The sequence below is a fragment of the uncultured Psychrobacter sp. genome (assembly GCF_947495825.1).
Classification (GTDB): domain Bacteria; phylum Pseudomonadota; class Gammaproteobacteria; order Pseudomonadales; family Moraxellaceae; genus Psychrobacter.
The window spans coordinates 26,199-51,890 of record NZ_CANMAH010000004.1; the positions used below are offsets into that span (position 1 = coordinate 26,199).

Here is a 25,692-nt window from a genome sequence, read left to right on the forward strand (position 1 = left end):
CGCTTTTAGTCGTCTTTTTATTTTTGCACAAGATAATCTGGACTAACCATAGTCATAAACACAGCCAAATGAATGCGATTTTCTTTCCAGCTTGGAGTATCATCAGTCAGTGCTCTTAAGGCAGACTTTATCAACCCCATCGTTTTAGGTGACATCTGACCACCACATAAGATGAGATTTAAATGATCTACTAACTCTTCAGGTTTATTATATAGTTTCATCTCTGTTCTATAATCTGGTGCTATCTCGATAATAGTTTCAATAAACCCATAAAAAATGCCCTTTTCGATCACACGTTTTATATGGTTGATATAACCTACCGTGGAAGTCACGTTATGCAGCTGAAGCTCTGGCGCTACTATTCCATTATCGATAAATGCATCTGTATTAGGCGCATAATCAATATCAAAAAAGTTAAATACTGATGGCGCTCGAAGAGGACTTTGATTTAAGTACCATTTTCTATTACTGGTATTGCTTATCTTCCATTCGCCCGATATGCTTTGGCGATTACTAAAAGTATGAACCCACTGAACTAGCCTGAGCATAGGTTCACGTACCTTGCCAATTGTCGGCGTATTATCAGGAAGATTACGAGCTTCTGAATCTGTCAAAATAGCCGTCAACACTGACTGTAGATTACCGCGCTCACCGTTATCGTTACTATTAAAAACAGTAGCCACTCGTCTTATATAATGAGGACTAGGGTTACTGGTAACCAAACGCTGGATAAGCTGTTTTGTGATAAAAGGTGCAACGTTAGGATGATTAAACAACGTGTCTATTACAATCTCTAAAGCTTGCTCACCGCTAGACCCTTCAGGCACGATAACACCAAAGAAACTCGTACTACGAGTATCATGCCGACTCGCTATATTAATCATGGGATTGCGCGTGAATTCAGTGTAAGTGATCGACTTATCAACGTTGGATCTATTGTCTACTGTCCATCCAGTTAAAGCTTGAGCAATGTTGCTGACCGTCTCTTGACTATAAGTTTCTATCGGCTTGCCATTGTGCAATTTGGGCGTGCCATCAATATTTAACTCAACCAATCCGATAGTAAACAACTGCATGATTTCTCGAGCGTAATTCTCGTCTGGTCTGCGCCCTTTACTGTTGGCTTTTCTACTATGTCTTAAGTCGAGATAAGCGCCCATACCCATATTTAGGGTAACAGCCTTTAACAGATCTCTAAAATTTCCAAATGCATGTTCGTTGAGTACATCCCAGTAAGCAGCAACCGCAAACGATTTGTGCGGCAGACCCAAACCTACAGAGGACATGACCAGTATTTCTGATAGCGATATGGCCATACGCTTACGCAAGGTATCTTTAGCAGACAATAACTGTTGCCACGACATCCAGTCTGCAGACCAAGTTGAATAACGATGTTTTGCAGTATTGTATCCTTCGTTTAGCAACCAGTTGTATCCGCTAATACCGCTACGCATAGAAAACTGATTGGCCAGCCATTGATTTATACCAATGCTTTTAAGGTCTTCAATCTCAGCTTTAGTAGATGAGAATTGTGCCTGCTGCAAAAATCTAGCAGCATTGATATCATTTAACGGCTCTATATTCACTATATTATCTACCGGTGTACTGGTGGGACTAGAGATAGATGCATCGGAACCTGCCGTATTAGAACCTGCCGTATTAGAGCCTGCCGTATTAGAGCCTGCCGTATTAGAGCCTGTCGTAGTAGAGCCTGTCGTAGTAGAGCCTGTCGTAGTAGAGCCTGTCGTAGTAGAGCCTGTCGTAGTAGAACCTGTCGTAGTAGAACCTGTCGTAGTAGAACCTGCCGTATTAGAACCTGCCGTACTAGAGCCTGTCGTACTAGAACCTGTCGTATTAGAGCCTGTCGTAGTAGAACCTACCGCATTAGAGCCTGTCGTAGTAGAACCTGCCGTATTAGAGCCTGTCGTACTAGAGCCTGTCGTACTAGAGCTGGCCGCACTGGAGCCGCTTGATGAACCACCTCCTCCGCAACCAGCGAGGAATAATGCCATAGAAGCTATAGCAGGGTGTTGCATCTTAATAGGGTGAAATGTCTGCTTATTACCAAATTTTTTAAAATAGGTTTCTTTTGCGACCTTAGTATGAGTCCTTTCACTAGCTGTGGATAAAGACATTCTTTCGATCAAGTCTTCCATGCAATTGCCTTGAGTAATAGGGTTAGATATGTTTCTTAATCTCTAGTTACATCGATATGGCAAAATATCGATAACACCTACAAAAGACTCAAAAATTGACAGATAACTTCTAGTTTCAGTGCGTTATGAGCTAAGGCGCGCTCTCAAAAAAGGCCCAGAAATCTATGTAAATATCTGTTCTATTTTTAACCTGTCTTACCAACTTGTGTCTATTTAATGTAACAAGAGTAAGGTTTTTAACTATGTCAATAAGAAAATTTTATGAACTTGGTTAAAATTTATGCAATTTATATACCAAGACCATAAACTCCTAATTAGCATTACCCTATTTTCTAGACACGTTTTAAGACTTTTTGATAAGGAAGAAACCGTGTTTACTGGTTTTAATTGCTAATTCTTTAGAATTACTTATTCTGTCTGAGCAGGTAACTACACATTTTTGCAACAGCTTGCTACGTATAAATAAAGGCATCACGTGTAGATAGGCTTTAATATTAAAGCCTACTATTTAAAATAATAGATCGTTAAATGTGGTTATGAATAATCAATTAATTGAGGATAATATGAGCAAATCGTCTGATAACACCGATAATAATGTTACTCGTGAGGTAGAGGTAGCTGTGATTGGTGCTGGTACTGCAGGTCAAAACGCGTTTCGTCAGGCCAGTAAAACTATTGAAAACATTGTCATTATTAATGATGGGTTTTGGAGCACAACTTGTATTCAAGTTGGCTGTATGCCGAGTAAGCTTTTGATTGCAGCAGCTGATCGTGCTCACGAAGCCAATCATTCTGATGAATTTGGCGTTCATGCCACTGCTCAAATAGATGGCCAACAAGTGATGAAGCGTGTCCGTGATGAGCGTAGTCATTTTGCAAGCTATGTTAAAGATCAGGTAGATAGCTGGCCTGAAGACAAGAAAATTTCAGGGCGTGCGCACATTAATAAACAAGGTTTGATCGAAGTTAATGATGAGCTGATCAAAGCCAATAAAATTATTGTGGCTACTGGTAGCTCCCCTTATATTCCAGATAACTGGTCTGACAAGCTTGGTGACACTTTATTGACCTCTGATACAGTTTTTGAGCTAACAGACTTGCCCAGCACTATGGCTGTAGTAGGCGCAGGTGCTATTGGGTTGGAGCTTGCGCAAGCGTTTAAACGTTTAGGTGTGGAGGTAACTTTATTCAATCGTGATAAACGCGTTGCAGGACTTAAAGATGATGATATTAGTAATAAAGCAATCGTTTGTTTAAACCGCGAATTGACCATGCATTTGGGCAGTAAAATCCATAACGTAGGCACGCAAACAGATGAAGATAATGACAGAACATCTGCCTTTATTGAGTATGAAGACAGCGCAGGCAATGCGCAGCAGTGGCAAGGTGAGTATGTACTAGTCGCGACTGGTCGACGGAATAATATTGAGCAATTGGGTATCGAAAATTTAGACGTTGAGCTTGATGACAAAAACCGTCCAAAACAGTTGGATAAGAAGACAGGTCAGATTGGTAATCTTAATGTTTATATTATTGGCGATGCCAATGCCAATATTCCTTTGTTACACGTTGCTAGTGATGAAGGCTATAGTGCAGGTAACATTGTTTGTGAAAACAAAGCAGACGCCTATATACGTCCACCAGCTATTCCCTTTTCTATCGTGTTTTGCTCACCGCAGATTGTCAACGTCGGCATGTCACTACCTGAGATACAACAGGATCCAGAGCTAGAATATGTCATCGGTCGTGTCAGTTTTGACAACCAAGGCCGTAGTCGTATTATGGGTGTCAATTGCGGCCTATTGCATATTTATGGTTGTAAAAAAACCGATAGAGTTTTAGGTGCTAGTATGGTTGGCCCAGATGCTGAGTACATTGGACACATATTGGCGACTGCTATTACCAATGATTTAAGCGTTAAAGCTTTACTTGATACGCCTTTTTATCATCCTACTATTTTAGAAGGCCTGCGTACTGCTCTGCGCGATGTACAGCATAAAATGAAAATACCTTATCAGTATCACGACACTCAAGAAGACAACTTTTAAGCTAAGGCATACTAAAAGCAGATATAATGAGGGCTAATCAACGGGCATCTTACGTTTGCTTGCTCTTTTGATTTAAGGTAACTTATTACTGTACGTCATGACGGCGTATTGTTTAATATACTGTTGTTCAAAATACTTTACATGTAATAACCTCTGCATGGATCAAACAATGCCAATCGCTAGTATTACTGATTTTTTTAAAGAAATTATCCATGACCTACATACCAGTTTATATCTTGCGCTTGGTGGCTCAGTAGAAGAAAATTCTTTTGATTGGTCCTCTCAAGCAGTAGAGCTGGTTAGCACTGGCATTAAGATCCTAATACTGCTTGCAGTGTTAGGATTTTTTTATTGGCTAGCGATTTATATTATAAAACAGAATAAATCACGGCTTCGCCTTAATGAACGCCGTAGTAACATAGCACGCTCAGTGTTACGTTATATATGGGTTGTCGCTAGCCTCATTGCTATTATGAGTCAGATTAACTTTGAGCCAAGTACGGTCAAAGCTACAGCAAAAGCCAGTATTTGGGCAGGTATTTATTACATATTATGGGCATCATCAGGGCAAATTATTCATCGAGTACTGCAGCACTACGGTCTTAATGCTTCTATCGAACAACTACTCAAAAATATTTTATCAGTATTAATTTGGGTACTTGGACTTGCCAGCGTCATGGCCCAATTTGGTTTTGATATTGTCTCTTTGGTAGCCGGTTTAGGTATTGTTGGTTTGGCGGTGGGCTTTGCAGCCCAGTCAACGCTAGCTAACTTTATCGCTGGTATTACTATCTTGCTCGAACAATCTTTTCAAGTTGGCGACTGGATTCATATCAATGAAAATGAAGGCCGGGTAGTACTGATTGCCTTACGTACCACGCATATTTTGACACGAGACAACATCACCGTCATTATTCCAAACTCCAATGTCGCCTCCTCTGAGGTCACCAATCTAACCTCCAAAAACTTTATACGCTTTGATATTCGGGTGCGTATCGCCTTTGAAGACGATATCGACACTGCACGCAAAGAGATTTTACAAGTATTGACCGACACTGATGTGGTGCTAAGTCGTCCTGAGACCTCAGCCACAGTCGATGAGATTGGGGAATATGGGGTTTTCTTTATCGTACGGTTTTGGGTAAAACCTGCAGCTGTCGCCCGTATGCCAAAGATTAAAGAGAACCTCCAAGAAAATATCAAACGTGCCTTTGACGCTGCAAATATCTCAACACCCTACCCGCATATGCGCTTGCTTATGCCAAAAGATGTCGACTATCCTATCGCTACCAAGCCTTTTGCCACTACTACGCAAGTTATCTCAGAACCAGAACCAAAATCAGAACCGCTACCACTAACTAAAGATAAGCAATGAAACAGTCGATACACATTGAGCCGTGCTATCAGTTGGCGCATTCATAGATTTAGTATCGACTATATTACCCAATGCCAACCACTTTAAACCATCCTACCTTGAAATATGATAAAATCACGGGTTAAACAGCGTATCTTATAATGTGTATTATCTATCAATTTAGCCCACAGGTATCCGTATGACCGTAACCACTTCGCCAGCATCTTCCACAGCATCTTCGCCAGCGTTGTCGCTTGACCTTATCGTTACCTGTGCCGATGGGCTCGAAGCGCCGCTACAGACTGAGCTGACCAGCTTTGGTATCAAAAGCGATATAAAAAGCACAGGCCGTCTGACCGTCACTGGTAGTTTGCGTGATCTTTATACGATCTGCCTTTGGTCTCGTGTGGCCTCACGGGTACTGCTACTGATCAAACGCAAAAACATCAATACCGAATATGATGTGGCCGAGCAGCTCTATGGTTTGGCAAAATCTGTCAATTGGACGGAGCAATTTGGCCTAGAGCAAACCTTTGCGATTCGTCTGTCTGTTGATAAGCGCGTCGCTGTCAGTCAGCAGTTTGCGATGCTGCGTATCAAAGACGCCATCGCCGATACCTTCAATGAGGTATATGACAGCCGCCCTAATGTCGACAGCAAAAATCCGGATTTTTCTGTGTTTGCCACTGTCAATGACAAACAGGCCGAGCTGTATTTAGACTTGTCAGGTACCAGTTTGCATCGTCGAGGTTATCGCGTAGCCATGACCGAAGCGCCTTTAAAAGAAAACCTAGCAGCAGCGCTACTCTATAGCGCAGGCTGGCATAAGAAAAACGACGCAGGCGATGCGCCTTTTTATAACGCCCTAATCGACCCCATGTGCGGCTCTGGTACATTTATTATCGAAGCACTCCTGATGCATTGTGATTATGCGGTCGGTATCGATAAAGCGGCCAATCAGTTTGGTTTTTATGAGTGGCAACATCATGATGATGCGCTCTGGCAGCAGATGATCGATGATGCACAAACTCGTTTTCGCGACGCTTTAGCGATTGCTCAAGAGCAGCCAGACACCTTGCCTCTTATACTAGGTTACGATGCAGATAGTGGTGCGACTATAGCGACAGAGAAGAATCTGATTGCGGCAGGTTTGCAAGATTTGCTACCGCTACTAGACATAGAGACCCGCGCCCTTGACCAATTAAGCAGCATCCTAAAGCCAATGGTCAATGATGGTAGATTAAGCAATCCTTTAGTCATAACCAACCCACCTTATGGTGAGCGCTTGGGTGATGAAGAAATGATAAAACCGTTATACCATGCGTTAGGGCTTATCTTACAAGACAGCTTTGCTGGTAGCGGAATTAATCCAAAGCTTGGTATCTTGGCATCTCATGTCGAGCAAGTCGACATCTTACCGATCAAAGAACCCAAAACCCTACGCTGCCACAATGGTGCTATCACCGTTTATTTCCGTTATGGGACACTCATCGCTGGTCAAACAGGTAACCTTGTCAGTCGTTTTGAGAAACGTGAGATTACAGTAGAAGATGGACAAGACTTTATTAATCGTCTGCAAAAAAACCTTGCTAAGCTTAAAAAGCTCGCCAAAAAAGACAATGTTAGTAATATTCGTGTCTATGACGCTGATTTGCCAGATTTTAAAGTGGCCATCGACCTTTATGGCGATTATGCGCACGTGCAAGAATATGCACCGCCCAAAACCATCCCGCCTGAGACTGCCAAAAAACGCTTTAACCTAGCCTTAATGGGTATTCGTGAGGTGTTTGATATCAACCGCGAGCAAGTCTTTATCAAAACCCGTGCGCGTCAATCGGGCAACGATCAATATAGTAAGCAGGGCGACACTGAAAAACGCGGAAAGTTCTACGTTGCTCGTGAAGATGGGGCGTATTTTTATGTCAACTTTACTGACTATTTGGATACCGGTCTGTTTATTGATCATCGTAATATGCGCGCCCGCATCAAGAGCAATAGTCGCGGTAAAGCAGTACTTAACTTGTTTGCTTATACCTGTACAGCGAGTGTACATGCGGCCCTCGCTGGTGCCAAAAAAGTCACTAGCGTAGATTTGTCACAAAACTATCTCGATTGGGGCAAACAAAACTTTGCCTTAAATGGTTTGGACGTCAGCCGTAGTAAATATCAATTCGTCGCAGCCGATATCTTTGAGTGGATCAAGGACAATACTGAGCAATTCGACATTATCTTTATTGATCCGCCGACCTTTTCAAACTCGAAAAAGTTTCAAGGTACGTTTGATGTGCAGCGTGATCATGCTGCCCTTATTAATCGTGCTATGAATCGCCTAACCTCGGATGGTGTGTTGTATTTTTCTAACAACTTTACCCGTTTTGAGTTAGATGAGCAGCTAAGCGAGCGCTACGATATCGTTGATATTACCTCAAAGACCATTGGCTTTGATTTTAATATCAAAAAGCCCATCCATCAGAGTTTTGAGATTCGCCATCGCTAAGAGATAAATTAAAATCGAGCAACAAAGCTGACCTCAAAAAAGTCGCCTCCTAGTCTTGCGAGTTATTTTGTAGCAAACATGACAATGACCCAATCTGCTTTGATTGGGTCATTTTTTGTTGTTATGATAGAGCGTTATTAAGCGTTGGTCTTGCACTAGTTTTAGTGCAATATTATTTTTCTTATATCGTCTCAACACCAACACGATTTTATTAATACGTTTAACTTACTCTAATAATAAGGACTTTAAAATGGCTTTATCTCTTAATAAAGGCGGTAACTTATCGCTAACGAAAACCGACCCAAATTTATCTAAGCTGCTTATTGGCCTCGGCTGGGACGAACGCGCAACGTCTGGCGCTGAGTTTGATCTTGATGCAAGTGTATTTTTATTGAACACTGCTGGCAAGGTACGCGGCGATCATGATTTTATCTTTTATAATCAGCTCAAATCTGACAATGGCGCGGTTGAGCATACCGGAGACAACCGTACTGGCGAAGGTGATGGTGATGATGAAGTCATCAAAGTAAACCTCACCCAAGTCCCAGCCGACATCGACAAAGTCGTCGTCACGGTCACCATTCATGATGCGGCGGCACGCAATCAAAACTTTGGTCAAGTAGCCAATGCTTTTATCCGCGTCGTTAATGAAGAGACAGGTACTGAAGTCGTTCGCTTTGACTTAGCAGAAGACTACTCTGTTGAGACAGCCATGGTATTTGGCGAAGTGTATCGTCATAATGGTGAGTGGAAATTCCGCGCTGTCGGTCAAGGCTACTCAGGTGGCCTACAAGCCATGTGTCACCAATATGGTGTGGATATCTAAAGTTGTCCCAAAATCAGTACTTACATTCATATTAGAATAATTATCACATCCAAAACATAAAGTAGAGGTTGGTCTATTATTAGTAGGGAATACAGCTACAAAACAGTCACTATTATTGGTAGCCAAACGACTAATAATGCTTTATGTTTCGGTTAGAATTATGCATAAAAAGTGGTTAGCAATAACCACTTTTTTGTGGTTTGTGTCTATAATAGGCCGACCTTAGCTTTACGCAACCAGACAGGATGTGTCATGAGACATTTTTATTTAGACTTTATCTTTACGGCCATTGCCTTAGCGGTAGCGGCGTGGTGGGGATATTCACACGGCGGTATGGGCGGCATGATAGCCACCCTATCTATTACTGCTATTTTGGCCGTCATGGAGATTTCATTATCGTTTGATAATGCGGTGGTCAACGCCTCAGTCCTCAAAGGCTGGGATGAATTTTGGAAAAAAATCTTCTTAACCGTTGGTATTTTAATTGCCGTATTTGGTATGCGCTTGGTCTTCCCTATCGTCATTGTCGCGGTTACCGCTGACCTTGGTATGATGGAAGTGGTCAACTTAGCCTTATACAACCCAGAAGAGTACTCGGCCAGACTGATGGCGCACCATGCTGAAATCTCAGCGTTTGGTGGTATTTTCTTACTACTGGTTTTCTTAAACTTTATATTTGACGAAAAAGAAGTCCTATGGTTCCACTGGCTTGAAAGCCGATTGGCAAAACTGGGTAAGGTTGATGCTATGAGTGTCTTTGTAGCACTTATCATCTTAATGATAGCAGTATCATGGGCCAATGCAGACCAGTCAGCAGCTGTCTTGATCGCTGGTGTTTGGGGTATTTTAGTTTACCTTGGTGTCCAAGTGGTATCTGGTATGCTCGAGGGTGATCTAGAAGAAGAGCTAGAACACGAAGGCGGTACGTCGGGCGGGGAAGCGACCAGCGCTATTATGAAAGGCGGTATTATTGGCTTCTTATACTTAGAAGTTCTTGATGCCTCGTTCAGTTTTGATGGTGTTATTGGTGCTTTTGCGATTACCAACGACGTTATCGTTATTATGCTAGGTCTTGCAATCGGTGCAATGTTTGTACGTTCTATGACTATCTTCTTAGTGGACAAAGGCACACTTGATGAGTTCGTTTATCTTGAGCACGGCGCACACTATGCTATCGGTGCATTAGCAATTATCATGCTGTTATCAGTGAAGTTCCATGTGCCAGAGCTGATTACTGGTCTTATCGGTATCGCCTTTATCGGCTGGGCGCTACTTTCTTCACTAAAATATCGTAAGCAAGCAGCAATTGAATAGGTTTTGATAGCTCTAAGCTTAACACTTAGAGTTATTTGAGATGTTAAATGACAGGTCATCGCCGCTATCGGTTATGACCTGTTTTTATGTGCGTTTTTAGAGCGTGTTAGACAATTACGCATACTCACCTTATTTTTTTACGCTCTACTTACCTGCTAATATCTTTTGCAATTTTGCCAATATCACACCGTATAGCGGTAAGAAAATAAACACGCCCATCACGATCTTAAATAAGTAGTCCATCGCGCCAATCTCAACCCAGTGCGACGCCATAAAAGGGTCTGGGCTTTTATAAAAGGCGATAGCAAAAAAGCAAAAGCTATCGACCAGATTACCAATAAACGTCGATACTAAGGGCGCAATCCACCAAATACTCAGGCGGCGTAATCTATTAAACACTTGGATATCTAACAGTTGACCGACGACATAAGCGCTAAAGCTTGCAAGAACAATGCGAAAGACAAATAGATTAAAATCTAGCAGATGTTCATGGCCAACAAACTGACCATTTGAAAACACCACTGAAAAATAATAAGAGATCACCAGCGCAGGCAACATAGCAAAGAAGATAATTCGTCTAGCGAGATTTTGACCAAAGATACGCACGGTCAAATCAGTAATTAAAAAGATAAAAGGAAAGGTAACGGCGCCCCATGTAGTGATAAAGCCAAACAGCTCAACAGGTATCTGCACTAAGTAGTTACTAATAGCGATGATAAAGATATGCAAGCTGACAAGCCAAAATAGAGCACGGCTATAACGAATGGGTTCAATGGGGGTTTTCAAAACAGTACTGATAGTCATAAAGCGGCCTTTTTTTACATCAGGGTAGAGGGAACCTGAGCGCGCTATTATAAATCATAATCAGATAAATAGCCAAAATGAGCGTGATATCGTCATAAAATCATTTTTTTATAAATAGAAAGATATATGTCATATAGTCACACAAAATTCGCCTTGCTTAGTAGGCAAACGCTTAGTATAGTAAAACGTAATGATATGCAGGACGTGACATACAGGTAGATATCTTTGTTATTTACGCTGATCGTAAACTTTCTGCATGATTTTTATTGTATCTGTTCGACTCTTTAATCCACTTAATTAATAATTTAAAGGATATTTATATGGCTATTAGCTTAACAAAAGGCGGCAACGTAAACCTATCAAAAGAAGCACCAGGTTTAACCAATATCACAGTTGGTCTAGGCTGGGATCCACGCGCAACCGACGGTCAAGAGTTTGATCTGGATGCTATTGGCTTTTTGGTCAATGAATCAGGCAAAGTACGTAACGATCAAGACTTTATCTTTTTTAATAACCTAAAGTCAGATAACGGCGCTGTTGAGCATACTGGCGACAACCGTACTGGTGAGGGTGACGGTGATGATGAGCAAATCAAAATCAACCTTGCCAATATCCCTTCTGATGTCAGTAAAGTAGCCATTTGCGCTATCATCTATGAAGGTCAAAACCGTAATCAAAACTTCGGTCAGGTTGGTGAAGCTTATATTCGCGTCGTCAACGACACGGGTAATTCTGAAGTGGCTCGTTATGACTTATCAGAAGATGGTAGCACTGAAACAGCGATGATCTTTGGTGAATTATATCGCCATAATGGTGATTGGAAATTCCGCGCTGTCGGTCAAGGCTTTAGTGGTGGTTTAGGACCATTAGCTGCCTCTTATGGTGTCAATGTTTAATTATTGATTTTAACCATTTATGAGTAAAAAACTGCAATCAAAACTCTGATTGTAGTTCCTAATAAGCCATCAAGTGTATAGATAGCATTTGATGGCTTTAAATATAAATGATTGCACAAAATTTTTTGACTACGTTTTTTTGACTATAATTACTTAGTAAGATATTTAAAATAGACATAGAAATAGAACAAGGATTTGTCATTTATGACTGCTACGTTTAGCCTAATCGGTACTATCGAACCATTTTTGCATTGTAACCTCAAAAAAGGCGATTCGATTTATTGCGAAGCCAATGCCATGGTGATGATGGAGTCTAACCTTGAGCTAAAAGGTAAAATGCAAGGTGGACTGATGCAATCGCTAATGCGCCGCTTTGCTAATGATGAATCCCTGTTTCAACAACAAATAGAAGCGGTCAATGGCGAAGGTGACTGCCTACTTGCCCCGACGCTTGATGGCGATATGCAGATACTTGATGTCGGTACTCAGCAGTATACTTTGAGCGATGGGGCCTTTGTTGCAGCGCAAACAGGCGTCGACATCAGAGCCAATATTCAGCGTAACCTTGGCGGCGCGGTGTTTGGTGATACGGGCGGCTTTATGGTCATGCAGACCCAAGGTAAAGGGCAAGTCGTTGTATCTGGCTTTGGCTCTTTATTTGAGATTGATGTGACACCAGACAAAGATGTCATCATCGATAATGGTCACGTAGTCTGCTGGGACTCAAACCTTGATTATAAGCTGTCGGTCTCAACCAGTAAGAAAAAAGGTATTATGAGTAATATCATTAACTCGGTCACTAGCGGCGAAGGCATGGTGCTAAACTTTTCAGGCACTGGCAAGATAATTATTTGTTCACGTAATCGAGATAGCTATCAGGGCTGGCTACAAAGTATCTTGGGTAGTAGTTCGGGTGGTCGCGGCGGTAATGGTGGTTTTTTAGATAATATCTTATAATTAAAACTCATAACCAAAATTGATAGCTAAATACAGCAACAAACTTTTAAGTATTCCACTCACAATTATTATAATACCATTCACCAAAATGAGAGTAGCAAAAAACGCGTATAAGTACTGCGCTTCGTAGGCTAAGCGAGTTCGACACTGCTAATCATAATTTTGGAAGGTATAAGGATTCTATCATGGCAGTTAGTTTACAAAAGGGTCAAAAAATATCTTTAAGTAAAGAAGCTGGCGGCACCCTCAACCAAGTAAAACTAGGTCTAGGCTGGGATGTTGCACAAGGACCCCAAGACAAAAAAGGTGGCTTCTTAGGTAAGTTATTTGGTGGCGGCACTGGCGGCGACTCAATCGATTTGGATGCTTCATGCATTATGTTTGATAGTAATAAACAGCCTGTCGATGCTATATGGTTTAGTCAGCTTAAGTCAAAAGATGGTAGTATCGTTCATACTGGTGATAATCGCACAGGCGATGGTGATGGTGATGACGAAGTAATCAACGTTGATCTCTCCCGCGTCCCTAGTGATGTGGTTTCATTAGTATTTACAGTCAATAGCTTTACTGGTCAGACGTTTGAGACAGTCGAAAATGCCTTTTGCCGCATCGTCAACGCTGATAACAACTCAGAAGTCGCACGTTATAACTTGTCTGCCCAAGGCGGACATACAGCGATGATTATGGCAAAGGTGTATCGTCATAATAATGAATGGAAGATGCATGCTATTGGTGAGACTGCTTCTGGTCGCACGTTCCACGACTTGATGCCAGCTATTACGCCACATGCGTAATAGGTTTAAATAGCGTTTGCTATAACTGTATCTTGTTTATAAAAAATCAGCCCGTCTATGTATAGTAGACGGGCTGATTTTTATTAATATATTTTTATTAATGTATTGGGTTTAAGTATTACTTACGTCCGCGCTTCCAACTAAAGCCCCAGTTAAAGGCTTTGTCCATTTCCTGATGACCTTTAAAGTATTGGTTAATACGCTCAACGTTAATACTACCTTGCTGATTGACCAAACGTGCAATAGCGCACATCGGTGAATGGTTCGAGCCTTCGGTCAGGCGAGTCTCAATCGGTGGCTGTTCTGGCACGTGGATGGTCACTACCCCATCTGTTTGCGCCCAGTTTGGCGCACCTTCATAGATAAAAGCAAAGATGAACACTTCCTCAATCTGTGACCACTGCTGACCGTTAATATCAAGCCACTCTCCACCGCTGACTTGTCCCGTTCGATCATCAGCACGCAACAACACATAAGGCGCTGATTGCAAACTACCAAAACGATTACCTAGCGCTTGAATCAGTGTTTTTTCGCCATTTTTAAGATGAATCATCGCACCGACATCAAGATCAATACCGCCTTTACCATGCTGCTTAAATAGGTCGCCTAGTAAGCCTTTTTTAGGCGCTTGCTTGTCAATATTTGGGCGTTGGTTCCAGTTTAGGTTGACAGATATTTTACCAAAGTCATCGCGTTTTTTAAGATTAATACTAGATTGGTTTTTGGTTAAGGTAATTTTGCTTAAATTGATTGAAGGACTAGTGGGAATTGGCGGCGGTGTGCTTGCTTGACTTGCATTACCCGCTTTTTGGGTATTGATAGGTCTTTGAGTATTGATAGGTTGTGACTGGTTTTGAGCCTGTCTTTGAGCTTGGGGCTGGGCCGGTGCTTCATCAGCAATCTCAACGCCAAAGTGCTCAGACAACGGCTTTAGACCACCTTCAAAACCTTGAGCGATAAAGCGAAACTTCCAGCTGCCCTGCCTGCGATAGCATTCGGCTAAGATAATGGCTTTTTCATTACGTCCAGCGCTACTGAGCTGGCAAGTCATCAATACCTGACTGCCTTGCAATACTTGAATATCGACATCACCCAGTTGAGACAGCGTCTGTCCACTAGAAAATGCTAAGGCTATTTTTTCGATGCTTGCGGGCTGCGCAGGCAAATTGATATCAAAAAACCCATCACTGTCATGTCCTCGAAAGCTGACACTGCCATCATCGCTACGCGTCTGACCATAAAACACCATGTCGCCATCACCGCGGACTTTACCACTGCTTGTTAGACGATAAGCGGCGCAATCAATCGCGTTTTGACTCAGAATTCTAATGCTAATATTGTCATTTGGTAATGGCGCATTGGCACCTGCAACTAGGGTTTGACTCATGACTTATCCTTTGTATGATTATGCGGTTGAGATATTGTTAGCCTTATTATCGTCTTATAGTAGCATGGATATTGCTCAATTTTTAGTAGCGGCTAAACGAGTATCAGCTTGCTACGATGAAGCTTGAAATCTGTTACATCAGCTGTCGTGCATTAGCTGCATAATTATTTATAATTTGCCGCATTTGTATATAATGACGGTAAAAATAGTACGCCAAACCACATGACGTTGAGAGATTTATGGACCACCAAGACAATGAGCATCAGTATAATTTAAGCGCGGCTTGGCTTGCTGAAGGACAATCAAGCCAGCGTGACATGTTAGCCAGTTTGCAAACCCTAAAAGCTCGTTCTAACACACCATTTAATATTATCGCCTCACATCGATATAAGAGACCTGAGATTTTTGAATTTGCTGATTTAATTTATCAAGAGCCTACTGGCGTGCCAATAGATGACGATAAAGACTCAGCCATAAAACCTGATATGCCGCGTAGGCAATTTGTGTTAGAGCATGCCAAACAACACAACGTAAAAGTGCTTCTTACGGGCCGTAATGGTATCGACTACGAGGCACATCGCGCTACGTTTAATGCCGTTGGGATTCGTCTATTGACAGGTGCGACCAGCGTTGCATCATTAGCATCTATCGATGACAAGTTCGCTTTTATGCAGCACTGTCATATGCACAATATTGCTGTAGCGGACGCTTGGCGTTTTGATAATACTGCTGAGCTTGAAGCGTTACTGGCTAAACATGGTCATCAGCCACTATGCGTAAAACCTGTTACTGGTATTTTTGCCCAAGGGTTTTGGCGACTTGATACTGCAAAACAAGCACATAAAGCCTATGATAGCTTTGAACACTTATACTTTACAGACAGTAAGAAGATCAACACCGAGCAGTTTGTCAGTGCTTATACAAATAGCCAGATGGTACATGAGCGCCCCATCCCTATGTTACTGATGCCATACTTATCTGGTCAAGAATACTCTATCGATGTGGTATGCGAATACGGAGAGGTACTTGCAGCCATCACTCGCCACAAAACAGGCCAAATTCAGCATATCGGTTATGAGCAATCTGTCATGGATGTCGTCATTCCTTTGATCAGAGCCTTTTGCTGTGATGGTATCGTTAGTGTACAGACCAAGGCGGATGATAATGGTCAGCACCGTGTCCTTGAGATAAACTCTCGCCCATCAGGCGGTATTAGCTATACGGCTCATAGCGGCGTGGATTTGACCCAAGTAGGATTTGCCTATTGGTTAGGACTCACTGACAAACCAAGACTACAGGACATGGTTCAAAAAATCACACCTTGTCAAGTACGGCCATTTACAACGAGTGTGAAAGTTTAGGAACAATAAGATATTACTTTCATCGTATTAGCTGAAGATCATCTATCGTTAGTATTGTTATTCGATATTGTTACTAAGTTTTGATATCTAACACTTAACGATAGATAATTTAAGGCATCACTCTTACTGTAATTCAGGAAAGCGTTTTATCATAAAAATCATGAGCAGTAGACAATCAGGCACAAAAAAAGGGCTTTAGACATAAATCTAAAAACCCTCTTTGTGGTTTAACTACAAGAACGATACTGGTTTGCTGTTATTCACCAAACACTAGAGTCGCTTTTTTAGGTGCGTTGTAAGAGGCAGCAGCCCATAGCAAGCTCAATACAATCACTGAGCTAATAAAGATAGTCAAAGATGAGGTAAATGCACCTGTATTAGTATAGCCCATAGACATCATATCACCTGTATGAGTCATCTCCACAGCTGCCATACCTGTATAATGCATACCGCAAACTGCGATACCCATAATGAACGCGCTACCAAAACGTTGTAAGTTTCCGCGTAAGTTAAACGCTAACCATAGTGCAGCGATAGCAGCTACGATAGCAATGATGATTGAAACGATCAGCAGCGTCATATTGTATGACATAGTGGCTTCCATCTGCATCGAAGCCATACCAGTATAATGCATGGCTGCAACACCAAGACCTGTTAGCGTCCCACCGCCTAATAGTTTAGCAATACTTGGTGTACCGCGACCTACAATGACAATACCGATGGCAACGAACACAACTGCAAGTACCATAGAAGCAACCGTCATGCCTACATCATAAGTCACTGGCATCTGCATATCGACTGCCATCATACCGATATAATGCATTGACCAAATCGCACCACCAATGGCGATAGCAGATAAAGCTACCCAAAAGTATAAATCTGCGCCAGGCTTTGCAGCGGGAACACGGATAGCAAGGTTTAAGCCGACATAAGAACCAAATACTGCAATCGCGTATGAGACAAACACCAAAAGCATGTCATATTGAACTTCAATCATTTTTTTATCCTTCATATGTAATAAAAGTTGAGCATAAGACCATGCTGGTTTGGTTGAACCGAGGTGCTTAATACATCTACTATTTTTGTTTATAGCGGCTAAACTAACTATGAGCGACTATTTTATCTAATGTTAAACTCACAAGTATTGTTACCTCCAGCTCCACAGCTGGTCTCCTCAACACTTGCTTTACCTACTGCAGGATTGGCCGTTAAAAAGCCTTCTATGTAACCTACTACAAAATCACAACTTGAATGACTGCTATTTGACGAACCACAAAACGGACATCTAATTAAAGTAATCATGTTTTCATTAGCTTTAACTTTAGCAAAACTTTTCAGCGCTGGAACAAGCTCTCGACTGATGGCAACAGACTTTTTTAGGGGGCTACCAAGCGCATAATCGCGTTGATAAATACCACCGCCAACCTTACGACCCAGTTCATGTAACGCAGCAGCGCGCTTACCATCTGTCAAACTGTCTGCATACTTTTTGACCACATCAACTATATTGGGATACTGAGCGCCAATAGTCGCTAAAACTTCTTTTTCATCCATCGCTTTTCTGGTTGGTGCTTCCGTTTCTTCGTCAGAGATTTCTAAATTGAAGAGCGTACAGCCTGCGATAGAGGATAAGTCGTCGACCAGATCAGCTTGTGTTTTTGATCCTTGACTTCTAGCGACCACATGAATAATATTTCCACCGTTTTCTGATGGTTCTTGTTTTTGCGATACTAGTTGATAACCTGCTTTAATAAGAGGCGAGATTACGTTAACTAGGCGAATGCGTTCAGATGACGTTTCTAATGCACAAGAAAATTTCAAAGACCACTCCTTTTTTTGTAAATATAGCTAGACTTTTTAGTACCAAACTATTTAGACAAAGTTCATAGTCAAAATAAATAGCATATACAGTTTATAGTAGCGTTATTTAATTTATAATTTTTATTAAGATTACAGTATAGTTGTCATAAAAGCATAGCTGCATTTAGTTAAACCATTTAACTTTATAGCTGTAATAAATAATTGCTTTGCGGTTGTTACAGCTCAAATTTATGACCTTTAACCATAGAAAACTAAAATATTTCTATAAATGTAATAAATTCAATAATTTAATATAAGTAAACCCGGTTATAAACACTAAACTATTGATTAAACAGTTGTATTTATTAATCTTTATTTATAAGAAGATAAAAAGAACAGACAGCAGTTTTTATTCTTATAATTAAAACTATATTCCCTACTGCACTTTAATATTATTTAAATATTGTAGTACCTGTTCTATAGAAGGATTTTTCAATATTATTACTTAAGGAATAGTTACTAGCAAGCATTAGCACAATATTGTCCGATAAAGGGAGTTATCTTCCGATAAACGACATTTGACTAATAAACAAGCTGAATTCAAATAAAAATTGATTCAAATTTTTATTTAAATTCGTTTATACGAATACAATTAATAAGCATCTAATTAATCAATCTTTTTACTCGTATCTTATCTTTACTTTTTTTGTAAAGTGTATAAAACCTGCACTTTACGATGACATTTCAGTTATCATCTGCCCTATTTGTCACACTATAAAATTAAAAGCTTAAAGGAACATCAATGTCATCTCAGCAACATACAACCATCGCCCTACCTCGCGGTACACTCAGTTTGACCTACCAAACCAAAGGTGTGACAAGTAATAATGACTTAGAGCAAAACGACTTTTACCAATTAGAAGATTTACTTGGATTTGCGCAGCGTATCAATCCAAAGCGTGCATTTTTGTTTGTATCAAAAGTCTTAGGGCGTCATATTCCCGTTGCGCCTACTACCATGCGCCAAGCATTTACTCACTTGGCAAACTCGGTTCCTAGTGACCTGCCTGAGCCAATCTTAGTCATTGGGATGGCAGAAACTGCCGTTGGTCTATCTGCTGGGGTTCATCAAGCGCTACAAACGCGCTATCCAAACGCCCTACTGCTAAACTCTACTCGTCACGCCCAACATACAGATAATAATGAAGACAGCCTCTTAACCAGCTTTAGCGAAGATCATAGTCATGCCAGTCAGCATCTGATCTATAAAAGCTCTGATAAAGCCATACAAGCAAAGCTACTTGCCAGCAAAACACTTGTCATGGTCGATGACGAAGCGTCGACAGGGAATACTTGCATCAATGTGGTGACAGCTTTACGCAACTCAGGACTCACAGAGTTAGAACAAGTACATCTCACCACGCTGGTTGATTGGTCTCTAAATCAGACCCAAACTGCAACTGACGCGGATGATCTAACTTCTGATCAGGTATCAGCACGTCTACCTAATATCGACTTTCAACGTCATCATTTGTTGTCTGGTACTTGGAGATGGACAGATGCACCAAACCCTAGAGCAATTATCATGCCATCGGTTGATACTACTGATGCTGGTAGTCAGCCATTAGGCGACACTGGTAACTGGGGACGCTTCCCGACACTCGATAGTACAGATGGGTTTGCTGACTATCTATTAAGATTTCAAAATGCATTCAGTCACTTTAGTGGTCAATTACAGTTTGATAGACAACAGTTGCCGGAGCGGATTTTGGTTTTAGGCAGTAATGAATTTGTTTGGTTGCCGTTTTTATTGGCGGAATGGCTTGAAAAAGAGACACAAATACAAGGCTCTGAAACAGTACCAACCGTCAAATTTAGTGCATTGACCCGCTCACCCATTGCGCTTGGTGGTGCGATTAGTACAATGATGAGTTTTAACGACAATTATGGGCTTGGCATGACCAACTTTGTCTATAATGTTGAGCCAAAAGATTGGGACTTGATTGTACTGTGTGTGGAGACACCTGCTGATAGTGTCGATGATATGTGGCAAAGTTTGGATAATGTGTTGGTGGTGAGTCCTACGTTTTAGACTACTCTCCAAGCTATGCTCTGACTGGATTATGCTCTGATTTTTACACTCATCATTTACGGACACTTTTATGACTATCCCGTTTTTTAAGGCCAACCCTGACATCATCAAACCTTATACACTTATGGATTTGGACGATACACTGTTTCAAACTCAGCGTAAAATTGATGCGTGGGGTTTACCCACTTCTGAAACCAAAAATTTAGTATGCGCCACGGTCAATAAGCAAGGCGCACAACTGAGCTTTATGAGTCAGCGGCAAACAGCGTTTTTAAATTGGCTGCTTGTAAGCACTGACTTAATAGTCGTCACTGCACGCGACCGTTATGAGATCACGCGCGTTAAACTGCCTTTTAACAGTTGGCAAGTCTTAACCCACGGTGCGATTATTTTAACTTCTGATGGTGAGCTATTAAGTACGTGGCAGCAATATATGTATAACGAGCTTAAACCCTTACAGGATAAGCTGGACCAATTAAGCCAATTATTTGCAAACCATAGTAAAAACGATAACAGTCAGCTAGTATTTACACCGCATATCGATAGTTTTAATAATGGTTCTGTTAATGAAGAGCTGACCATTTATTTGGCGATTAAACATGCGCAAAAAGACCATCAAGCATTAATAGAATTAGCCAAGAAGCTGCCTACATTGATACGTGATTTTGAGCAGGACTTTTATGTGCACGTAAACGCTAATAATCTTGCCATACTGCCGCATGCAGTGCACAAGCGCCATGCCGTGCAGTTTTTATTAGACCATCATTTAGACAGTCAACGGCCAAGTTTTGGTTTTGGTGATAGCTTAGCCGATTTACCGTTTTTACAACTATTGGATTGGTACGGTATGCCCAATCATGGTCAACTGCACGACAATATTAATTCTCAGTAATTATAACAATAACAGCCTATACGAGAAAAAAACCTTCTATGACCAACCCCAATATTCAACAACTAAAAAAATACAGCTCAGGCAGTTATCTTGCCAGTGATGTGACGGTACTGCTTGATATCGTCGATAAAGAGACGGTGGCCGATGTGCCAGTCAGCCAAAAAGAAGCACTTATTCAAAGTGGTCAGCGTCACTATTCAGACATGCTGACTTTAGAGCAAGCACCGTCCGCCATGCATGAGCAGCTGTATCTGCAAGCGCTTGAGCAAGGCAAAACGCGCATGGCTAGCGATATTGCTCATTTGGCCCATACGCTACATCATACTTTTCAGCATACTGTTCATGATGAGTGTCCGCTGGTACTGGTCAGCTTGGTACGGGCAGGTTTGCCGATTGGGGTGTTATTGCAGCGAGCCTTAACAGATGCTGCTAGCAGTTATTCTTTGCCCAGTGTGCATTATGGCGTCAGCATCATTCGCGATCGTGGTCTTGATCCAGTCGCCTTGCAGCTCATATTGGACAGCCATCCTGATAGCCCTATCGTTTTCGTTGATGGTTGGACCGGCAAGGGCGCTATTTATCAAGAGCTGGCACGCAGTTTAGAAGCCTTTAGTGACCCCAATCATCCATATTTCGCCAGTATTTATCATCAAGGTACGGGCGCCATTCCTTTACTAACACTGGCTGATCCAGCAGGAGTCGCTTGGCTGGCAGCCAGTACTGATGACTGGCTAATTCCATCTGGACTGCTAAACAGTACCGTCTCAGGACTGATATCTCGTAGTCTGTATACCGAGCCGCAATCAGGACTACATCGCAGTGTTTTTTATGATAACTTGGTAGAGGCAGACCATAGCCTAAACTTTATCGAGCAAATCGATAACGCGCGGCGAACACTGACGATAACGGAGCAACGTTTGCCAACATTTACGCGGCCGCGATATCACACCGCAGAGCTGATAGATAAAATCGCAGCGGACTACGACATTACCAACCGTAATCGCATTAAGCCGACGATTGCAGAAGCCACCAGAGCGATATTGCGCCGCGACCCTGAGCGTATCTTGTTAGCAACTGCCGAGCACCCTGACACGGTGCTATTACGTCATTTATGTAGCGACCGTCATATTACTACCAGTGTTTTAGATGCTAAAATATTGCCTTATCAAGCCATCACTCTTATTAAGCAGCGTGACAAAGACGATTAGCGCATTTTAATCCTCTACTCTTTGTCACCTTTTACAATCTCTCATTTATCCTTATTTATGATGCCAACTATGTCAGATACGCCAAACAACGAAACAAACATTTATAGCCACACCCAGTCTTATGAACATCTGATCACTGAGCGTCATGCTATGATCAAGCCGCACACTTATCACCCCTATCAGCTTGGTGCAAGTCTTTATATGCCTGCCACCCGTCAAGACATTTGGCAAGTCATTAAGCGTGATAAATTACCGACGATTAATAGCATTATTATTTGTTTAGAAGATGCCGTTAGCCATAGCGATGTCGAGTTGGCACTTGAACGCTTGCAAGCTCTACTCCATACGTGGGCGCTGCACGTCGATAGCATCAATATGCCCTCAGGGCAGGCAAATATTCAGACGCAGCAACCTACGCGGCCGCTAGTCTTTATACGACCACGTAATCCGACGATGCTACAAAAACTTACAGATTTTGCTCATATTGACCTCGTTGATGGTTTTGTGATGCCCAAAGTCGATATGTATAGCTTGTCGAATTGGCGTATGGCCTGTCAAAATGTAAGTACGGATCAGTTATTGATGCCAACCTTGGAGACTGCCGCTTTATTTAATCCGCATCATAATCAAGAGTTGGCGATTGGTTTTAAAGAAGCCTTTAATCAGCCCGTCTATGCCTTGCGCATTGGTGGCAACGACTTGTTTGCCGCGCTGCGTTTGCGCCGTCCAAAGGACAGTATCGTCTACGATACTCCGATTGGCATGCTCGCTTATCAGCTGCTTGGCTGCTTTGTACCGCACGGTTTTTATCTTAGCGCACCCGTGTTCGAGTATTTAGATCAACCAACGCTGTTTATGCAAGAGCTGACCCGTGATGTCAGCTTAGGCTTAGTCGGTAAAACCGTCATCCATCCCAGCCAAATTGCTTTGGTGCAGCAAGCTTATTGCGTGCCGCTTAGTATGTTGGATGAGGCGCAAGCGATACTCCATAGCGAGGCCAAAGCGGTGTTTAAATACAACAATACGATGTTAGAGCCCGCAACCCATCGTGCTTGGGCGCATGAAGTGGTGAGTCGTGCTGAAGTGTTTGGCACTATTAACGATGGCAATAGTGACCACAAACCACGTTTGTAAGATTGCTGATTTATACGATACATTAACCTAAAAAAACCGCTGCCTTAACTGAGTAGCGGTTTTTTTACCAGCGAGACTTTATATACTACACGCAGCACTCCAAAAACTTACTCATAACGGTATTTACTTGCTCAGGCTCTTCTACAGTCGCTGTATGACCTGCGCGCTGGATGACTGCAAGCTTAGAGCCTTTGATGGCAAAGTGCATGCGCTCAGACTTTGTATAAGGGGTTGCAGCGTCTTCATCACCGACTACGATCAATGTTGGGGTGGTAATACTTCCAAGCTGCTCATAGGTTCCTTTACGTTCGATGACGCCCATCGTGGCCTTAGTTACCCCAACCTTGTGATTGCCTTGAATCTGCGCCAGCCACTCTTTGCATTCAGACTTGCGCGATTTGTCTGCCAAAAAACTACTGCCAAACATAATAGGCATCACTTTTTTGCTGACTCGCTTCATCCCTAACCATCGGATTGCGCTGATGAGTTTACGGTACTGCGGGGCATTTTTGGGATCTTCAGGATCAGATGACGTCTCAAGTAGTATTAAAGAGGACAGAAGTTCTGGACGGTTTATAGCGATTCGCTGCCCAATGAACCCACCCATAGACAAACCTACAAAGTGGCAACTATCGATATCAAGAGCGTCCAATAACGCGATGGTATCGTCAGTTAAAGAGTCCATGTCATAACCTGATTTGGTAATCTGTGACTGTCCTTGCCCGCGAAAATCAAAAGCAATACAGCGATAATCCTCTTTAAAATGAGCGACCTGCTTATCATACATCCGCGTACTCCACAGCAGACCATGAGCGAATACCATGACCGGTTTATCTTGATCTTTGGGCGCACTGTCCTCGTAATAAATATTGGCATTGTTGATTTGTATATGTGGCATAGAAGCGTCCTTGTCTAATGTAGTCAATTAACCATAGTCGTTTATAAGCAAAAATCGACTGGCTTGATTGTGAGTGTTTTTATATACAAGTTTTTATGCTTTAGCATAAGACACAAATCCTGTGTCGCCTAGTATGGTTTTTCATAATGAATGTAAGCAAATTTAAATAAATCCATTGTTTTTATCAAGTAACGTTACTGACCCCTGATTCATAATCTTTTATATATTATTTTTATTACTGTGGCTTTAGCGCTCACAAAACCTGCTTTTATAATCATAGCAAGCTGCTATAGTAATCGGCATTGGTAGTCCAAAATGCAATATTATCATCCCTTTATATTTTACTAATAACAGGTTTAAACAACTATATAAGACAAGGAAATCCAACATGTCCCAATCTCTCGTTGAGTATCAAAGCAAAAACCATATCGCCACTATCACTATGAACAGCCCAAAGACCTTAAATGCTTTTAGTACAGCAATGAAAACAGCCATCATGGAAGCCCTTGATAAGGCGGATAACGATGCAGAAGTGCGGGTAATTGTGTTACAAGGTGCTGGTAACAACTTTTCGAGTGGCGGAGATATCGGTGAGATGCTAGAAGGTGGATTGGATTCTGAAGTATTAGCGGGCAAACTTGATTATATGCTAAAAGAGATAGCTGAGGTTAGCTTAAAGCTGCGTCATATTCACAAGCCTATTATCGCAAAATTAGAAGGCGCGGTTGCAGGCGCTGCAATGAACTTGGCACTCACTTGTGATTTTCGCGTGGCAAGTGAGAATGCAAAATTTGTACAAGCCTTTGTTAATATAGGCTTGATTCCAGATGCAGGCGGTACTTATCTACTCAACCAGATGATCGGTGCAGCAAAAACCACTGAATTGATCATGCTGGGTGACAAAGTCAAAGCAGAAGACATGGCTCGTCTAAATTTGGTCAATAATGTGGTCAGCAGTGATGAATTAGATGCTGCTGTACACACTTTAGCCACTCGCCTGAGTAACTTACCTGGGAAAGCCTTGGCGTCTATGAAGCATATGATTAATGTGCATGCTTTTTCTGGACTCAATGAAGCGCTTGATATGGAAGTTGAACAACAAAACATGATGGCAGTCACTGATGACTTTGTCGAGGGCGTTACAGCATTTATGGAAAAGCGCAAGCCAGTTTATCAAGGCAAATAATACCTCTTTATATCTGCATACGTTACATAAAAAGCTGCCTATTGATGGCAGCTTTTTTTGAGCACAGTCTATAAATAATAAGTAGTAT

The 25,692-nt window shown here is 41.8% G+C and carries 22 protein-coding genes; 15 read left to right on the top strand and 7 right to left on the bottom strand.

What is annotated here, in order from left to right; translation table 11 throughout:
- Nucleotides 1-17 precede the first annotated feature (17 nt).
- Both Q0895_RS05655 and Q0895_RS13455 read right to left on the bottom strand, forming a co-directional pair.
- Entirely contained in the window at nt 18-1,586 is a 1,569-nt protein-coding gene (locus tag Q0895_RS05655) for a DUF1800 domain-containing protein (protein WP_366139920.1), read from the bottom strand.
- Between the two features lie 8 nt (nt 1,587-1,594).
- Entirely contained in the window at nt 1,595-1,855 is a 261-nt protein-coding gene (locus tag Q0895_RS13455; protein WP_366139921.1) for a pentapeptide repeat-containing protein, read from the bottom strand.
- 864 nt (nt 1,856-2,719) lie between these two features.
- Here Q0895_RS13455 and Q0895_RS05660 point away from each other — a divergent pair.
- The 5 genes from Q0895_RS05660 to Q0895_RS05680 all read left to right on the top strand — a co-directional run bounded on the left by Q0895_RS05660 (nt 2,720) and on the right by Q0895_RS05680 (nt 10,195).
- Nucleotides 2,720-4,204 (top strand): dihydrolipoyl dehydrogenase, encoded by a 1,485-nt coding sequence (locus Q0895_RS05660; RefSeq protein WP_299186297.1) that lies wholly within the window; start codon nt 2,720-2,722, stop codon nt 4,202-4,204.
- 169 nt (nt 4,205-4,373) lie between these two features.
- Nucleotides 4,374-5,579, top strand: a complete 1,206-nt coding sequence (locus Q0895_RS05665; RefSeq protein WP_299186299.1) for a mechanosensitive ion channel family protein — start codon at nt 4,374-4,376, stop codon at nt 5,577-5,579.
- A 178-nt stretch (nt 5,580-5,757) separates the two neighbouring features.
- Complete coding sequence (gene rlmKL, locus Q0895_RS05670; protein WP_299186301.1) at nt 5,758-8,055, top strand: bifunctional 23S rRNA (guanine(2069)-N(7))-methyltransferase RlmK/23S rRNA (guanine(2445)-N(2))-methyltransferase RlmL; 2,298 nt, start codon at nt 5,758-5,760, stop codon at nt 8,053-8,055.
- A 250-nt stretch (nt 8,056-8,305) separates the two neighbouring features.
- On the top strand, nt 8,306-8,881 hold the full coding sequence (locus Q0895_RS05675; RefSeq protein WP_299186304.1) for a TerD family protein: 576 nt from the start codon (nt 8,306-8,308) through the stop codon (nt 8,879-8,881).
- Nucleotides 8,882-9,133: 252 nt separating this feature from the next.
- On the top strand, nt 9,134-10,195 hold the full coding sequence (locus tag Q0895_RS05680) for a DUF475 domain-containing protein (protein ID WP_299186307.1): 1,062 nt from the start codon (nt 9,134-9,136) through the stop codon (nt 10,193-10,195).
- 144 nt (nt 10,196-10,339) lie between these two features.
- Here Q0895_RS05680 and Q0895_RS05685 read toward each other — a convergent pair whose 3' ends face one another.
- Nucleotides 10,340-10,999, bottom strand: a complete 660-nt coding sequence (locus Q0895_RS05685) for a 7-cyano-7-deazaguanine/7-aminomethyl-7-deazaguanine transporter (protein WP_299186309.1) — start codon at nt 10,997-10,999, stop codon at nt 10,340-10,342.
- A 320-nt stretch (nt 11,000-11,319) separates the two neighbouring features.
- On the opposite strand from Q0895_RS05685, the gene Q0895_RS05690 reads away from it, so the two are divergent.
- From Q0895_RS05690 to Q0895_RS05700, 3 genes are all read left to right on the top strand, one after another.
- Entirely contained in the window at nt 11,320-11,895 is a 576-nt protein-coding gene (locus Q0895_RS05690; RefSeq protein WP_299186311.1) for a TerD family protein, read from the top strand.
- Nucleotides 11,896-12,099: 204 nt separating this feature from the next.
- Nucleotides 12,100-12,852 (top strand): TIGR00266 family protein, encoded by a 753-nt coding sequence (locus Q0895_RS05695; RefSeq protein ID WP_299186313.1) that lies wholly within the window; start codon nt 12,100-12,102, stop codon nt 12,850-12,852.
- 185 nt (nt 12,853-13,037) lie between these two features.
- On the top strand, nt 13,038-13,646 hold the full coding sequence (locus tag Q0895_RS05700; protein ID WP_299186316.1) for a TerD family protein: 609 nt from the start codon (nt 13,038-13,040) through the stop codon (nt 13,644-13,646).
- A 118-nt stretch (nt 13,647-13,764) separates the two neighbouring features.
- On the opposite strand, the gene Q0895_RS05705 is transcribed toward Q0895_RS05700, so the two are convergent.
- Nucleotides 13,765-15,033 carry a TerD family protein gene (locus Q0895_RS05705; protein WP_299186319.1) on the bottom strand — a complete coding sequence of 423 codons (1,269 nt, stop codon included), beginning with the start codon at nt 15,031-15,033 and terminating at the stop codon, nt 13,765-13,767.
- Between Q0895_RS05705 and Q0895_RS05710 the strand changes: the two genes are divergently transcribed.
- Together Q0895_RS05710 and Q0895_RS05715 are read left to right on the top strand one after the other, a co-directional pair.
- Nucleotides 15,032-15,160, top strand: coding sequence for a hypothetical protein (locus Q0895_RS05710; RefSeq protein ID WP_299186320.1), 129 nt, complete (start codon nt 15,032-15,034; stop codon nt 15,158-15,160). The two genes, Q0895_RS05705 and Q0895_RS05710, sit on opposite strands and share 2 nt — an antisense overlap.
- A 112-nt stretch (nt 15,161-15,272) precedes the next feature.
- Nucleotides 15,273-16,394, top strand: coding sequence for an ATP-grasp domain-containing protein (locus Q0895_RS05715; protein WP_299186323.1), 1,122 nt, complete (start codon nt 15,273-15,275; stop codon nt 16,392-16,394).
- 256 nt (nt 16,395-16,650) lie between these two features.
- Here the strand turns inward: Q0895_RS05715 and Q0895_RS05720 are convergent, their stop codons facing one another.
- Together Q0895_RS05720 and Q0895_RS05725 are read right to left on the bottom strand one after the other, a co-directional pair.
- Complete coding sequence (locus tag Q0895_RS05720) at nt 16,651-17,391, bottom strand: MHYT domain-containing protein (protein WP_299186325.1); 741 nt, start codon at nt 17,389-17,391, stop codon at nt 16,651-16,653.
- A 122-nt stretch (nt 17,392-17,513) separates the two neighbouring features.
- Nucleotides 17,514-18,215, bottom strand: coding sequence for a hypothetical protein (locus tag Q0895_RS05725; RefSeq protein WP_299186328.1), 702 nt, complete (start codon nt 18,213-18,215; stop codon nt 17,514-17,516).
- A gap of 781 nt (nt 18,216-18,996) precedes the next feature.
- Between Q0895_RS05725 and Q0895_RS05730 the strand changes: the two genes are divergently transcribed.
- From Q0895_RS05730 to Q0895_RS05745, 4 genes are all read left to right on the top strand, one after another.
- The gene (locus Q0895_RS05730) at nt 18,997-20,286 is read left to right on the top strand and encodes a phosphoribosyltransferase domain-containing protein (RefSeq protein ID WP_299186331.1); all 1,290 of its coding nucleotides are present in this window, start codon (nt 18,997-18,999) and stop codon (nt 20,284-20,286) included.
- Between the two features lie 70 nt (nt 20,287-20,356).
- The gene (locus tag Q0895_RS05735) at nt 20,357-21,178 is read left to right on the top strand and encodes an HAD hydrolase family protein (RefSeq protein ID WP_299186333.1); all 822 of its coding nucleotides are present in this window, start codon (nt 20,357-20,359) and stop codon (nt 21,176-21,178) included.
- Between the two features lie 38 nt (nt 21,179-21,216).
- Nucleotides 21,217-22,386, top strand: a complete 1,170-nt coding sequence (locus tag Q0895_RS05740; RefSeq protein WP_299186336.1) for a cysteine protease StiP domain-containing protein — start codon at nt 21,217-21,219, stop codon at nt 22,384-22,386.
- 69 nt (nt 22,387-22,455) lie between these two features.
- Nucleotides 22,456-23,520 carry an HpcH/HpaI aldolase/citrate lyase family protein gene (locus Q0895_RS05745; RefSeq protein WP_299186339.1) on the top strand — a complete coding sequence of 355 codons (1,065 nt, stop codon included), beginning with the start codon at nt 22,456-22,458 and terminating at the stop codon, nt 23,518-23,520.
- A gap of 85 nt (nt 23,521-23,605) precedes the next feature.
- Here the strand turns inward: Q0895_RS05745 and Q0895_RS05750 are convergent, their stop codons facing one another.
- Nucleotides 23,606-24,418 carry an alpha/beta fold hydrolase gene (locus Q0895_RS05750; RefSeq protein ID WP_299186341.1) on the bottom strand — a complete coding sequence of 271 codons (813 nt, stop codon included), beginning with the start codon at nt 24,416-24,418 and terminating at the stop codon, nt 23,606-23,608.
- 388 nt (nt 24,419-24,806) lie between these two features.
- Here Q0895_RS05750 and Q0895_RS05755 point away from each other — a divergent pair, with 388 nt between their 5' ends.
- A complete protein-coding gene (locus Q0895_RS05755; protein ID WP_299186344.1) occupies nt 24,807-25,604 on the top strand; it encodes an enoyl-CoA hydratase-related protein in 798 nt (265 codons plus the stop codon).
- The last annotated feature ends 88 nt before the right edge of the window (nt 25,605-25,692 follow it).